We start from the raw sequence: 14,311 nt of genomic DNA, 5'->3' as shown, positions 1-14,311 counted from the left end.
AATCGTAGAATGCCCTTATTGGTTTCCTTAACGCACGAAACGTCCTATCTTTACGATAGGCCCGTTTCTCTTTCTCCCCACGTGATCAGACTCCGTCCTGCGCCTCATTCCCGGACGAAGATCGTGTCCTATTCGCTTCAAGTGGATCCTTCCAAGCAGTTCCTAAATTGGCAGCAGGATCCTTTCGGCAATTACCAAGCCAGGTTGGTGTTTCCGGAAAAGACGAGTTGCCTTCGGATTCTGGTGGATTTGGTCGCCGAAATCCACGTTTTGAACCCTTTCGATTTTTTTCTGGAGCCCGAAGCGGAGAATACACCTTTCGTTTATTCCGATACGTTAAGGAAAGAACTCCTTCCGTATCTCAGCGCTACGGACGGTAGTTATGCGTTAGCCGATTATATTTCGAAATTGAGAAAGGAAGGAATCCTCCATACGGCGAGAACAGTGGATTATCTCGTGCGTCTGAACCAAAAAGTGTACGAGGACGTATCCTACGTGATTCGGATGGAACCCGGAGTCCAATCCTGCACCGAAACTTTGGAGAGGAAGTCGGGTTCCTGCCGTGATTCCGCCTTTCTGCTAGTACAGATCTTACGGCATATCGGTTTGGCCGCCCGCTTCGTTTCCGGTTATCTGATCCAACTGAGACCGGACGAGGTCCCTACCGACGGCCCTCAGGGACCTAAGGAGGATTTTACCGATCTTCATGCCTGGGCGGAAGTATATTTGCCGGGAGCCGGCTGGGTGGGGCTGGATCCTACTTCGGGTTTGTTTGCCGGGGAAGGGCATATTCCTCTTGCGGCGGTGCCGGAGCCGTCTAGCGCCTCTCCCGTATTCGGGTACTCGGATCCTGCGGATACGAAATTCCATTTCAGGATGGAGGTGAAGCGAATCCAGGAATCCCCCAGAGTCACGAAACCTTATACGGAATCCCAATGGGAGAGAATCCTGAATTCCGGGAGAACGATCGATAGTAGATTAAAGAAACAGGATATTCGAATCTCCATCGGCGGGGAGCCGACTTTCGTTTCGGATACGGACCGCCAGGACCCGCAATGGAATACGTCCGCATTGGGATCGGAAAAACTACGCCTATCCCAAGAGCTCCTGACCAAATTGAGAAATCGGATGACGCCGGGGTCGGTGGTTCAGGTCACCCAGGGAAAATGGTATCCGGGAGAGCCCCTCCCTCGTTGGTCCTTAAACGTATTTTGGAGAAGGGATGGGGAAATTCTATGGTCCGACGAAACCGTTTTGGCATCCTTGGGAGAGGAAAAAAAAGCGGATCCTGTTCGCGATCTCGCATCCGCGGAAACGTTGGGAAAGAAAATCTGCGCTTCCTTAGGTCTTTCCTCGGATCATCTTCATCCTTTGTTCGAGGACGGTTTTTATTATCTTTGGAAGGAGGGGCAGTTGCCCGAGTGGAATTCCAAGGCGGAGGCAGGTCCGGAAAAAGAGGATTTTTCTTTCGAGACTCTCGAAAGAAAAAAGCTACTTTCCCTTTTGGACGACGGCTTTCGGCTCCAAAAAGCGTTCGCTTTGCCGCTGCAGTACGATTACGTTGAGCGACGTTGGGAAAGCTCCGAATGGAAATTTCGTAGGGATAGATTGTACCTGGTTCCCGGAGATAGTCCTGCCGGATTCCGCCTGCCTTTCGCTTCCATTGCGGAAACGTTCCGAGCCAGCGCATTATTTACGGACATTTCCGATCGGGGAAAGCTCCCTTCCTATATGGAACTTTATGAAAAAGGAAAGTTCCGAGCGAAAGGAAAGGGAACATTTTTTCCCGCCGGTAGGGATCTTCCGATCCGCACTACTCTCGTTCTTGAGCCTAGACATGGAATTCTTCGGATCTTTCTACCTCCGGTGGAACGTCTGGACATTTGGCTGGAGTTGATGGCCAGTATAGAATCCGCCTGTGCGGATTCGGAAATCCCCATCCTATTGGAAGGTTACGAACCTCCTTCCGATCCCCGACTCTCCCTTTTCAGGATCACACCGGATCCGGGAGTGATAGAAGTGAACCTTCACCCTTCCTCCAATTTCGAGGAGTTGGAGGAAAAGACTCGAATTCTATACGAAGAGGCCAAGGCGGTAAAGCTGAGCGCGGAAAAATTCCAGATCGACGGAAGGCAATCCGGAACGGGAGGAGGGAACCATATCACGGTAGGAGCCATTACCCCTTCGGACAGTCCTTTTCTGAGGAGGCCGGATCTATTGCGCAGTCTGGTCAGCTATTGGCAGCACCATCCTTCCTTATCTTATTTGTTTTCCGGTCTATTCGTCGGTCCTACCTCCCAAGCTCCTCGTCTAGACGAAGGAAGGGACGAAACTTTGTACGAATTCTCTCTGGCCGCTAAGCAAGTGGACGAATCGAAGAAGCTTCCCCCTTGGTTGGTGGACCGCCTCTTCCGAAACTTGCTGACGGACCTGACGGGGAATACTCACCGCGCGGAAATTTCCATCGATAAGCTCTATCCTCCCGCCGGCCCGAGATTGGGTTTGGTGGAACTCCGCGCCTTCGAGATGCCCCCCCATTATAGAATGAGCGTGGTACAACAACTTTTGGTAGTATCCTTGTTGGGAAGGTTTTGGGAAAAACCCTATCGGAAGCCTCCCGTTTTTTGGGGAACGGAACTCCACGATCGCTTTCTATTGCCGCACTATGTTTGGAGCGACTTTCGGGAAGTCCTAAACGATTTGCGGGAGCACGGTTATCCGCTGGAAGACGAGGATTTTTTCCCCTTCTTCGAATTTCGTTTTCCCGTGTATGGAACCATGAAAAAGGAAGCTGTCTTTCTGGAACTGCGTCTTGCCTTGGAGCCTTGGAACGTTTTGGGAGAGGAGTCCTCCTCTTTCGGCACTTCCCGTTCCGTGGATTCTGCCTTGGAAAGGTTGCAGGTTCGGATGGAGGGTTGGGTCCCGGAACGGTTCCGACTGTCCTGCAACGGCTTCGAAGTTCCTTTGCGTTCCACGGGCAAAAAAGGGGAGGCAGTGGCAGGGGTGCGATTTAAGGGGTGGAATCCTCCGTTTACCTTGCACCCGAATCTTCCCGTACAGAACCCGTTGGTCTTCGATATCTGGGATAGCTGGTCGCAACGTTCTCTGGGAGGTTGCAGGTACTATGTTTCGCACCCGGGGGGAAGGGCCTATGATTCTTTTCCCATCAACTCCTTTGAGGCGGAAAGTCGCAGGAACTCTCGCTTTTTCGCGGACGGTCATACGGCTGGGTCTTCTCCTCCCCCTCGTAGAGTAGAGAATTCTCCCTTTTATACTCTAGACCTTCGTTGGGCAGAAAATTCTGCCTAAATGACATAATTTCTGCTTCTCTTGACATTCGTCAATTTCTGAGAATCTTTCTCAAAAATACTTGCCTCGGAAGGGCTCTTTTTAATCCTGATTCTCAGATACAAATTTAATTGAAGTAGGAATCTCTATGTTGTCAGGAATTTCAGTTCGATTTTGTGGACGGCTTTAATATGAAGCCGCCGGTTTGCTGGAGACGTTCGTGGGGCCTCGCATCTTTTCTTTTTACCTTCTATTTTCTCTTTTTTTCGTCCTGCAGTCCTAGACATCCGGGGGCTAGCGACAACTCTTTAGTCAACGGATTTCTTTATAGGATGTTTAACACCTATGATCCGAGCAACCTTCTGGCGAATGTGGGACGCACAATAGCACCTCCTCTGTTTGCGAATCTGAAAACCCAGGCGGCCAATCTTGTGACGCAAGGTGCGACTTTGGCCTCCTCCTGCACTGCCGGGAATCTGACGAACTTTCAGAACGCATGGTTCGCGAACATCGCTGCCGCAAAGAAAGTGGAGATCTTCCACTTCGGACCCTTTGTCACCTATTATCCGTTATTCGACGCCTGGCCGGGAGAAGCGATGAAGACCGTAAGTCCGGAATCTCCTCCCAGCGCGGGAGATATGGATAGTTTGGATTTCGATTATACCGGCACGTACGGTGCGTCCGTCGCGGGGGCGGCAAACTATCTGACTACTTTGGACAAGGATGCGAAGGGGCTGATCGCTATCGAATACGTGGCGTTTATCAAACCTGGGAGTTACGGCGCCAACCAGGAAGCCTGCAGCGATCTGACGAGCATTCGATTGAATCTTCTCCAAGCCCTTTTAGCGGATTATTCGGCAAACGCGACCGCACTCGCCAATGCATGGGATCCCGCGGGAACGACCCAGTACGGAGAGCAGCTGGCGACGGCGGGAAAGGGATCGACTACTTACTCTTATTCCGGAGCCGCTTTAAACGACGTATTTTCCGGTGCGTTACGCCAATTGAGCACGATGAAGGACGGTAAGTTGGAAAAACCGGCCGGTCTGTCCAGTGGCGGAAACGGCGTCATCAATTTAAGTCTTTCCGAATCAAGGCTCAGCGGTAACAGCGTCGTGAATCTTAGAAATAACCTTGCCAGCTTTAAGGCGGTGTATCTAGGCAACGGAGCCGTCGGACTTTCGGATTATATCAGATACTATTCCCCGTCGTTAGATACCAGGGCCAAGTCGGACATTACCCAACTGGAAACCGTCTTGAATTCCTTTTCCAGCATCAATTCCGCCAACATGTCCACCATCAGCCAATCGGTTTCATTGCTGAGCGATCTGTTGAACGTTTTGAACGTTCAGTTCCCGGCCGTTCTCGGAAACGGGCCCGTGAGTAGCAGCGGCGGAGACGGAGATTGATGGAGAAAAAATTCTATTTTTGGAATATTCTTTTTTTATTATGCGTAATTTTTTCCTCCGTTCCCTTGATGGGGCAACCGGAAAACAACGGGGGTGAGGCCGGAACGGAGAAGCCCAAAAACGGAAACGGGGGCGAGCCGAAGGAAGCGGATCAACCCGTCTCCAAAGAACAGGAAACGATCGCGGAGAAGAGACGCAAGTTTTTGGAAAGCGGACAGATCAACGTGATCGGCGCCAAAGACGACGATATGAAAAAGATTCCGGGCTCGGCCAACGTTGTCGGGAAAAAGATCCTGAAGGAAACGAACCCGATAGACTCTATGGAGGCCTTGCGTCGCGTTCCGGGCGCTACGATCCGGTACCAGGACGCCGTGGGATTGACTCCTAACATCGCTTTCCGCGGGGTAAGTAACGAAGAGTCCAGAAAGACTCTGATCCTCGAGGACGGGGTCTTTACGTCCTTGAGTCCCTACGGACAGCCGGAAAGTTATTTCATTCCTCAGATAGATAGAATGGAGCGTGTAGAGGTCGTAAAAGGTTCGGGTTCCATTCTGTTCGGGCCGACCACCTTGGGAGGGATCGTGAACTTCGTGACACGGAAACCTCCGGAAAAACCGACCTTGAATTTGAAGCTGATCGGCGGCACGAACGGATATGCCTCCAATCTTCTGCAATACGGAGGGACGGCCCAGAGTACGAATACCGCCTACGACGTTTCGTATCTGCACACCCAAGGAAACGGATTCCGGGATTACCAGGGATTCAACGTAAACGACTTCAACGTAAAATTGATGCAGAAGATCGGAGACAAGGATACCGTTTTTCTAAAATACCAGATGTACCAGCAGGACTCTCAGGCAACCTATCTGGGGTTGACCGAAGGGCTATACTGGAAAAACCCTAAGACGAATCCGGCTCGTTTCGACAGAAAGCATGTGGAAAGACAGGCCGCAGTGATCGGGCACGATCATTCTTTCAACGACAACTGGAAATTGATCACCCGTTCTTATTGGACCAACGTAGGCTTCCAGTTCAAGCAGGAATCCTATTCGTATAACAACGCGAACGAAATCGGATTGCCTACGCCTCCCACGAATAACGTGTTTGCGGTCTACGCTCCATCTCCTCTCGGAAACCGTCCCGGAGACGTGATCTATATGCAGAACACGACTCCGAATCGCCACCAATTCTTCCGGACGGGAGGGTTGGAGACGAAATTGGAAGGCAAATTCACTTTGCTCGGATTCGAAAACGAGATCTCCGTCGGAGCTCGGGCGCATTACGAAACCGTCAATGCGGCATACAATCAATTTCCGTATCCCACGATGGACCAGGGATTGACCACGCAGCAACAGACTCGGAACGCGAAGGCGTACGCGACCTATGTGCAGGATTCCATCAAGTTGACGGAAAGATTCAAAATGATTCCGGGAGTTCGATACGAATACATTTCCCAGGGAGTGTACACCCATCGTAAGTTCGCCACTTCGACCGACGTGGCCTACGGACTCGCATCCTCCGTGGGGCAGAATATATTGGTCAATCAGGCAAACGAAACGTACACGAAAGTGGTGCTTCCCGGATTCGGACTCACGTACGATCTTACGGAAAGATTCATGTGGTTCGCGGGAGCCCATACCGCTTTCTCTCCTCCGTCCTTTTCCACGATCCTGAATCCCTCCTTGGGATTGGGTTATAAGCTCAACGCGGAACGTTCCAATAATTACGAGACCGGGTTCCGGGGAAATATTACGAGATACTTCTATACTCAGGTCAGTACGTACGCTCTGTTTTTTTCCAATCAGATCGTGAATACGAACGAGGCGGGATCTTCCATCGGCGCCGTACCGATCAACGCGGGCAGGTCCGTTAACCGAGGCGTGGAAAGTAATTTCGTGTTCGACTTCGGAAAGTTCGCGGACTCGCGTTGGGAAGTTCCCTTAGAGGTGGCTTATTCCTATACTAGAGCGGTTTCCACCACTTACGTTCCCGTAGGGACCGTTCAGAATCCCGACGGTACCGTCAGCGTGACCAACCAGCCTTTGTTCAGCGTCAATTCGGCCGGCAATACGATCCGGGTAAACACAAACGGTAACTATCTTCCGTACGTTCCTATGCATACCTTTATCGGAGCGATCGGTTTTAAGAGTCCCCGCGGATTCTATGCCAGATTGGAATACCAATATTTCGATAAACAATACTCCGATCTTCAGAATACGAAAAACCAAAGTACCGACGGTAGCCAAGGAGTGGTTCCGAGCTACGGTATTTGGAATGCGGACTTCGGTTACGAGGCTCCGGGCGGCAGGTGGTCCGTTTTTATCAACGGAAAGAACCTGGAAGACCGTGTCTATATCTCCGGGCGGCTGCCTGTCGGAATCCAACAAGGGCCTTATCGTCAGATCAATATAGGTGCTACTCTGAAGCTGGACTAAAGTCCCCTCCGCTCCGTCAGTTTCGGCGGAGCGGAGATCGGTCCGAATTCGGCGTAAAAACGGCAGTTCTCCGTTCTAAAGGATGGAAAAAATCGGGACCGGAAGAGAAAATGACTTCCGGAAAATGGGCCAGCAAGCTTCCCAAAACGACGGCCTCTTGGCGGGATATTCCCCTTTGTCGGGCATTTTCGACGAGGTCTGCTCTCGCGCGGGAAACCCGAGGGATAAATACGATTTTCTGCTTCGCTCCTTCGAGCGCTTGGGACCGAGCGAGCTAAAGAGGAGAAAAGAAGACAGTCTCCGTATCTTAAGGGAAAACGGGGTCACTTACAACGTATACGGAGACGAGAGGGAACGTATCTGGTCCCTGGACCTGTTTCCTCTCCTGATGGAAAGCGAGGAATGGGACCAGGTGGAGAGAGGTCTCATCCAGAGGTCCGAATTGCTGGACGAAATCCTGAAGGATGTTTACGGCCCCCGAAAGCTCCTTTACGAGAAAAAAATTCCTCCGCAGTTGCTTTTCCATTCCGGCGGATTTCTAAGAGCTTGCGCTCCGATCTACGACGCCTCCACTTTTCGACTGGCGTTCGTGGCTACGGATATCAGTCGGGATGTTACGGGAAAATTCTTCGTGATCGGAGATCGGATCCAGGCGCCCTCCGGATCCGGATATGCCCTGGAAAATAGGATCGTACTTTCCCGCGTATTTCCTTCGGTTTACCGGGACTCCCAGGTGCACAGAGTCGCTCTCTATTTCAGATCCTTAAGAAAAACATTATATACTCTTTCCCCTTCCAAGGATAGGGATCCTTTGATCGTGTTGTTGACTCCCGGTCCGGGAAACGAAACCTATTTCGAGCACGCCTACTTGGCCGGATATTTGGGATTCGTACTGGCTCAGGCGGAAGATCTGACAGTGCGGGAAAACAAAGTATTTCTTAAAACCGTGGAAGGCCTCCAGCAAGTGGACGTCATTTTCCGTCGTGTGGACGATTGGTTCATGGATCCGTTGGAACTGAAAGGGGATTCCCTTTTGGGGGTCCCCGGAATACTCGGAGCCGTGCGTGCGGGAACGGTACTCGTCGCGAATCCTATCGGTTCCGGTTTTCTGGAAAATCGGGCCCTCCATGCGTACCTTTCCACGCTCTGCAAATTTTATCTGGGAGAGGAACTGATCATTCCGAATGTTCCCACTCATTGGATGGGAGATCCTGCCGCATTGGAAGAGGTGTTCAGCGAGCCGGAAAAATTCGTTCTCAAGCCGGCGGTCCGAAATCCTTTCGAACCATCCGTTTTTCTCTCCCTTCTTTCCAAGTCCGAGCGGGAAGAGTGGAGAAAGAAATTGCTCGCGAGACCGGAACGTTACGTCGCGCAGGAAATATTGAGCGGTTCCACTTGTCCCGTTTTTTCCGCCTCGGGAGAGCCCGTCTTAGGCAAGGCTGTGTTCCGTACGTTCACTTGCCTTTCCGAAAACGGGTATACCACCATGCCAGGGGGATTGGTTCGAGTCTCTCCGAAGCATGACGAACTGATCGTTACGAATCAAAGAGGCGCGGTTTCCAAGGATCTTTGGATCCTCTCTTCGGAAGAGAAAAAAGACGTGAGTCTGCTACCCGGACAAGTGGAGCATATTCCGTTGCGGCGAAAAGGTGGAGGAGTTCCGAGTCGGGTTGCCGACAATATGTTCTGGATGGGACGTTATGCGGAACGGGCCGAGAATACGGCGCGCCTCGTCCGGGAATGTCTGAACAAATTGCTGGAATCGGAGGAGTCGTACGAGCGGGAACAATCTTCCGTTCTTCTGGGAATCATATCCCGAGTGTCGTATAATAACGGAGGATTCGGCGAATTGTCCTCGAAGGAATCCTTGGAATTGACGCGGGATAAGATCTACGAAACGGTCGCCTCCCAGTATTCTTCCGGAAGCATACGGCATGATTTGGATTTCTTCATCCGTACCACTAAGGCCGTCCGAGACCGGATTTCCGACGATACCAGATATTTGATCTCTCAGATCGAAAGCGAATCCCCTCGGAATAATTCCTACGGGGAGATACTGGAGTATCTGCAAAAGTTGATCCATTTACTCGCTTCCCTGTCCGGACTCTCTTCCGAGAACATGAGCCGGGAGACGGGATACTATTTTCTGGATTTAGGAAAACGTCTGGAAAGAGCCCAATTCCTTTCCAGAATCATGCTTTCCTTGGTGGATCTGACCACTCTTTACAACAAGGGAGTGTTCGAAAGTCTTTTAAACGTAAACGATATCCGTATCACATACAGGAGAAGGTACAAGTACAGGATCGATGCGCAATCCGTGATCGACATTCTTCTCTTCGACGATACGAATCCCCGTTCTTTCGCATACCAACTCTCCAGAATTCAGGAAAACGCCCTGATGTTGCCCGGCTCCGGCGGGGAAAACCCGGACGAGGTCCGGATTTTCTACGAACTCGTCGCCCGATTTAAAGAGGAGGATGCGAAGCGACTATTCGAATACGCCGATCCGGCTGGCGGTTTGCGGCGCTGGAGCGGTGATATATTAGAACTTCTGAAAGCGACTTCCGACTCGCTGGCCAAAAAGTACTTCAGATATGTGGAAAATCAGTTTCGCTTGGGAGGTCCTTATGGCTGAGTATTCGGTGAGGCACCTGACTCATTATACCTACGAAAAACCGGTCTCCCATTGTTTGAATCTGGCGCACCTATGCCCCGATTCCGACGACAGGCAGACTTGTAGAGAACTCAGGATCACGGTGGAGCCCAAGCCTAAATTGACCGAGTTCCGGAGGGACTATTTCGGAAATACGGTGTATTCCTTTTCCGTAGAGGATCCTCACACGGCATTGTCCGTTCTCGCCGAGGCCAAGGTTCTCACCACTTCGTCCGGACAGGATTTCGGAAATTCCCCCACCGGATACGAGGTTCTGGATCGGCTCCGGAAACCTTCCTCGAATTCCGATCTTGAGGCGGTGGAATTTCTTGGGGATTCCCCGTTCGTTTCCCGCGCGGAAATATATTCTAAATTCTTAAAACATCTTTTTCCTATGGACGGGCCGTTTTTGGAGTCCTGCTTGGAATACGTGAGGCGTTTCCGCGAGGAATTCAAATTCAAGGCGGGGAGCACGACCATCTATACTCCGCTAGAGGAAGTATTGGAAAGTAGGGAAGGGGTTTGCCAGGATTTTACTCATTTGTCCTTGGCGGCTTTCCGCTCGATGGGATTTCCCTGTCGTTACGTATCGGGATACATAGAAACCTATCCTCCTCCGGGTAAACCTAAATTGAGGGGAAGCGATGCGACTCACGCTTGGATCTCCGTTTACTGCCCGGGTATCGGATGGCGCGATTTCGATCCCACGAACGGCAAGGGGATCACGGAGGAATACATTCATACTTCTATCGGAAGGGATTTTTCCGACGTTTCCCCTCTGCGCGGTATCCTGTTCGGAGGGGGAAAACACAAATTGAAGGTGGAAGTGGACGTCATCCCGTTAAACGAAGACTCCGGATCGTTTTCGGCGGACCGCTGAGGAAAGAGATCCATCCGGGCCGACTTTCGGAAAAAAGAAACCCTCCTTTTAAGGGGAGGGCAATGAATGGGTTCAGGTACTTTGACTGCTGTAAGTGTTACGCGGGGGCGAGATCTCCGGACACGAATCTATGCCAGGTTTTCAATGCGACTTTGAAATCCTGCTTTGCGTCCTTCATCGCTTTTTTGTCCACTTCGAGTTCTTCGGCCTTCAATGCCAGAAGCTTCTCCTGTCTTTCTTGGACCAATTGTCTGAGAGAGACCAATCTTTCCTCGAAGCCCTGGTTTAAAATCCTGGCTTGGGCCGCGAGTTTTTTGCGCAGACGCTTTTCATCCATGACCATTTTTTTTCTGAGGATCTGCTCTTCCGGAATCATCTTCAGGTCTTTTGCCAATCCGAAAGCGTAGAATATGTTGATCAGCCACTTGGTCGGATCGTAGTCGTGCCATCTGATTCCGTTGCGATAATCGGCTTGAAACTCATGGTGGTAGTTATGATATCCTTCGCCGAACGTAAATAAGGCGATGAACCAATTATCCTTAGCGGTATGCTTGTCGGAATAAGGCTGTGCGCCTTTGTAATGCGCCAAGGAATTGATGAAGAACGTAACATGATGGTTTACCGCGATTCTTAAACTCCCTGCGACCAAAAGACCGCCCAACCAATCTCCCCAAATACCGCAGACAAGCATCGGAAACAGGAAGCCCATGAAAATAGCCACGGGGTAGTAATAGTCGTGTTGGAATTTCACCAATTTATCTTCCCACAGGTCGTTTACATTGGTAGGTTCGCGGTAACTTCTGTCTTTAAAGAGCCAGAAAATGTGGGCGTGCCAGAAGCCTTTCGTAATGGAATACGGATCCTCGTCCTTGTCCACGTATCTATGGTGGATTCTATGATCGGAACTCCATTCGATCACGGATTGCTGGAAGGCCGCCGCGCCGAATAACAGATAAAAAAGTCGGACCGGTAGAGCGGCTTTGTACGCCCTATGCGAGAAGAGGCGGTGATAGCCTGCGGTAATGGATAGACCGGTCGCTCCGACCATAAAAAAGAAGGTCATCCATGTGTAAGTGGGAATTCCCCTGGTAAGAATTAGAGCCGCCGTTCCGACGATACCCACAATCGGGGTAACTATCAGAAAGATGGTCGTTTTCCATGCGATTTTTTTCGTTTGCTCCATATCAGTTAATCCTGTTCTGGTTTGTCTGATATGAGTCGAAAGCGTCCGTTAGGTTGCGGAAAAAGGATGATTTTTTCGTATTTTTTTCCGGCCTAGAAAAAGCGGTTTTTGCTTTTCCGGGGATCTCGATCATGGAAAAGAAATCTTGAGACGTCTCGGAGGATCCAAAATTGAGAGAGGAATTATTTCGACTCCTACAAAACCACGCCTATAGATTCATGGAAGAGCCTTTTACGCTAGCTAGCGGCAGAAAATCGAGGCACTACTTTAATTGTAAGGAAATCACGCTTCATCCGGAGCGGTTAGAGTTACTCTGTAAGTATTTAGTGGAGAAGCATATCCCCGATTCCGGGCTCTCCGGAAAGGAATCCTACGGTGGTCTGACCATGGGAGCCGATCCGATTTGTTACGGAATTTCGCTGGAGTTCCGCCATCAGGGACGAAACGTTTTTCCTCTGATCGTGAGAAAACAGGCCAAGGATCACGGAACGAAAAATCTGGTGGAAGGCGCGGTGAATGCGGTCAAGACCTGCGTGGTCGTGGATGATGTGGTGACCACCGGAGCCTCCACTTTGCAAGCGGTCAAAAGTTTGCGGGATGCAGGCTTGGAAGTTACGGCTTGTATCTGCATTGTGGATAGGGAAGAAGGTGGAAGAGACGCCATAGAAGCGGAAGGAATCCGGGTTTTTCCGATTTTTAAAAAATCCGAATTCGGTCATGTGGAGTAAGCCATGGCGAGTTATTCCTACGACGTTCCCGTTTTTAAGAAAAAACTGATCCAACGTACTTCCATGGTGGTGCTCGTCTTCGGGCTGTTTCTTGCCGTAAATTTTCGCCAGGTCGCGTCCGAAAGTAGGGAATCCTTCCTCACCATGTTTCTGGTGTTGGGAGGACTTTTGGTATTTCTCTTAGCAAAAAACTATTCCCGCCAGTTGAAAACCTTGCAAGGTTCCAAGGTGGAGTTGAGCGGAAACAGTCTGAAGCAATGGAATGCGCAAGGGCAATGCATGGAACTGGATCTTAGGGAAGTGAACGGAATCGAAAAGGATCGATTTCGAGGTTACGATCGCGTTCTCCTCGTCCTGAAGCAAGGGACGTACGTTCCGATTCTAAATCTGACGGACATGACGGAGTTTTTGGCGGAGCTGGAAAAGAAAACGGGAATGAAAGCGACCGTGTTCGAAGAGGATTCTAGGATCCTGACCTGGAAAACACCCTTCGCATTTGTACCCACTTTCGGTATCATATTGGCCTATTTCGTGGGGCCTTGGGGGTTTAAGCAGGATCTGATTTATATCGTGATGACCGCGAATTTGCTTCTCTTCCTGCTCTATTTGCCCAAGGATAGAATGAATACCGGCGGATCCGCAAGAAGAAGATACGTGTTTATCCTCGCGATTTTGTTGGTCGTTTTGACGGTCAGGTATTTCGGTCTGATCTAAAGGGAGCCGATGGATCCGGAATTCGTGATCCCTTTTAAAAGGTTCATCTTTTTTTGGGTGAGTCTCCGTAGGTCTACCATCTCCGTCATAAAGTTCGACAATAGAGGATCTAGGTGGGTTCTCCCTTCCATTTCCTGAAGGGTATCCCGAACGAATTTCAGGTCCTCGTACTCCGAAATCTTTCCAGTTTGTACGAGTTTTCGAACCGTATCGAATTCGTATTTGCGCAAATGGATCCGGATCAAAAACTCCGCGGAAAATTTGGAAGTAAGTCTGGACCAGGGGTTCTTCGGATTGATCAGAGCATCGTCGGCTTCGATCTTATCTACGGCTCTTTTTGTGCCGTACTTTGCGGAACCTCCCGAGGAAGGTCCGATCTCGAATTCCGGAATGTCTCTCGCGATCACCGTGGGAGTTCCGGAGTTTTCCAGTAGAGAAGAAAGGTTGTTTCTCTTGCGATTTTCTTCGTAATCGTTCGGATTCGCGGTCAATACCCTTTGGTATTCTTCCAGCATCACGGCTACGTTGACGTACCTGCCCAGGACGGTATTGTTGTGCTCCTTGATTTTAGGAAAAAGTTCCCGAGTGATCTGGAAGGGGGACTTCCGTTTGTAATACGTGGCTTCATAGGCCTTTTCCAGTTTTTTTTCCGCAAATACCTTGAGATCGTTTACGATTTTTGAATCCGCATAGATGTAGGCGTCCACACCCATATCCTGATTCCTGGAATCCTTGTGGGGGTCGGGAGTCACCACTTTGATGATGAAGATGTATTTGGATTCACGTAGCATTTCCAGGACTTCCCGGATTTGCATCGCGTCTCTGGACATAATGCTCATCATGTCCTTTAAAAACATGTCCGAATACGGAATGCGATCGTCTTCTTGAAGGTTGATCTTTTTTATTTCCTCGAGTATTTCCAGCGCGGTTTCAAGAGGGGTAGCCATCGATTTCTCAGCTTAATCCCGTCTGTTTTTCGATCAAGAGAGATTTCTGCCTTTTTTTCACACCTACGTTCGGA

9 protein-coding genes are annotated in these 14,311 nt (G+C 50.3%); 7 read left to right on the top strand and 2 right to left on the bottom strand.

Annotation, left to right across the window (positions count from 1 at the left end; translation table 11 throughout):
• The first annotated feature begins 9 nt into the window (after window positions 1-9).
• From EHO61_RS01695 to EHO61_RS01675, 5 genes are all read left to right on the top strand, one after another.
• Window positions 10-3,309 (top strand): transglutaminase family protein, encoded by a 3,300-nt coding sequence (locus EHO61_RS01695; RefSeq protein ID WP_135811916.1) that lies wholly within the window; start codon window positions 10-12, stop codon window positions 3,307-3,309.
• 311 nt (window positions 3,310-3,620) lie between these two features.
• Window positions 3,621-4,697 carry an imelysin family protein gene (locus EHO61_RS01690; protein ID WP_246031951.1) on the top strand — a complete coding sequence of 359 codons (1,077 nt, stop codon included), beginning with the start codon at window positions 3,621-3,623 and terminating at the stop codon, window positions 4,695-4,697.
• Window positions 4,697-7,132, top strand: a complete 2,436-nt coding sequence (locus EHO61_RS01685) for a TonB-dependent receptor family protein (RefSeq protein ID WP_210415286.1) — start codon at window positions 4,697-4,699, stop codon at window positions 7,130-7,132. The genes EHO61_RS01690 and EHO61_RS01685 overlap by 1 nt, the downstream gene beginning before the upstream one ends.
• A 124-nt stretch (window positions 7,133-7,256) precedes the next feature.
• Window positions 7,257-9,767, top strand: a complete 2,511-nt coding sequence (locus EHO61_RS01680) for a circularly permuted type 2 ATP-grasp protein (protein ID WP_167884780.1) — start codon at window positions 7,257-7,259, stop codon at window positions 9,765-9,767.
• Window positions 9,760-10,665, top strand: a complete 906-nt coding sequence (locus tag EHO61_RS01675; RefSeq protein ID WP_135811914.1) for a transglutaminase family protein — start codon at window positions 9,760-9,762, stop codon at window positions 10,663-10,665. Before EHO61_RS01680 ends, EHO61_RS01675 begins: the two co-directional genes overlap by 8 nt.
• Window positions 10,666-10,762: 97 nt before the next feature.
• On the opposite strand, the gene EHO61_RS01670 is transcribed toward EHO61_RS01675, so the two are convergent.
• Window positions 10,763-11,848, bottom strand: coding sequence for an acyl-CoA desaturase (locus EHO61_RS01670; RefSeq protein ID WP_135811913.1), 1,086 nt, complete (start codon window positions 11,846-11,848; stop codon window positions 10,763-10,765).
• A 218-nt stretch (window positions 11,849-12,066) separates the two neighbouring features.
• On the opposite strand from EHO61_RS01670, the gene pyrE reads away from it, so the two are divergent.
• Both pyrE and EHO61_RS01660 read left to right on the top strand, forming a co-directional pair.
• Window positions 12,067-12,576, top strand: a complete 510-nt coding sequence (gene pyrE, locus EHO61_RS01665) for an orotate phosphoribosyltransferase (RefSeq protein ID WP_425460326.1) — start codon at window positions 12,067-12,069, stop codon at window positions 12,574-12,576.
• Between the two features lie 3 nt (window positions 12,577-12,579).
• Window positions 12,580-13,290 carry a hypothetical protein gene (locus EHO61_RS01660; protein ID WP_135811911.1) on the top strand — a complete coding sequence of 237 codons (711 nt, stop codon included), beginning with the start codon at window positions 12,580-12,582 and terminating at the stop codon, window positions 13,288-13,290.
• Here the strand turns inward: EHO61_RS01660 and EHO61_RS01655 are convergent.
• Window positions 13,287-14,237, bottom strand: a complete 951-nt coding sequence (locus EHO61_RS01655) for a hypothetical protein (protein WP_135811910.1) — start codon at window positions 14,235-14,237, stop codon at window positions 13,287-13,289. The genes EHO61_RS01660 and EHO61_RS01655 overlap by 4 nt on opposite strands.
• Between the last annotated feature and the right edge of the window lie 74 nt (window positions 14,238-14,311).

It is taken from the genome of Leptospira fluminis, from assembly GCF_004771275.1.
Lineage (GTDB): Bacteria > Spirochaetota > Leptospiria > Leptospirales > Leptospiraceae > Leptospira_B > Leptospira_B fluminis.
The sequence above is the reverse complement of the archived record's forward strand: the minus strand, read 5'-3'. Positions and strand labels throughout refer to the sequence as shown.

Excerpts from the sequence above, each read along its gene's own strand:
- EHO61_RS01695 (WP_135811916.1), top strand. The coding sequence starts at position 10 with ATGCCCTTATTGGTTTCCTTAACGCACGAAACGTCCTATCTTTACGAT.
- EHO61_RS01690 (WP_246031951.1), top strand. The coding sequence starts at position 3,621 with ATGTTTAACACCTATGATCCGAGCAACCTTCTGGCGAATGTGGGACGC.
- EHO61_RS01685 (WP_210415286.1), top strand. The coding sequence starts at position 4,697 with ATGGAGAAAAAATTCTATTTTTGGAATATTCTTTTTTTATTATGCGTA.
- EHO61_RS01680 (WP_167884780.1), top strand. The coding sequence starts at position 7,257 with ATGGGCCAGCAAGCTTCCCAAAACGACGGCCTCTTGGCGGGATATTCC.
- EHO61_RS01675 (WP_135811914.1), top strand. The coding sequence starts at position 9,760 with ATGGCTGAGTATTCGGTGAGGCACCTGACTCATTATACCTACGAAAAA.
- EHO61_RS01670 (WP_135811913.1), bottom strand. The coding sequence starts at position 11,848 with ATGGAGCAAACGAAAAAAATCGCATGGAAAACGACCATCTTTCTGATA.
- pyrE (WP_425460326.1), top strand. The coding sequence starts at position 12,067 with ATGGAAGAGCCTTTTACGCTAGCTAGCGGCAGAAAATCGAGGCACTAC.
- EHO61_RS01660 (WP_135811911.1), top strand. The coding sequence starts at position 12,580 with ATGGCGAGTTATTCCTACGACGTTCCCGTTTTTAAGAAAAAACTGATC.
- EHO61_RS01655 (WP_135811910.1), bottom strand. The coding sequence starts at position 14,237 with ATGGCTACCCCTCTTGAAACCGCGCTGGAAATACTCGAGGAAATAAAA.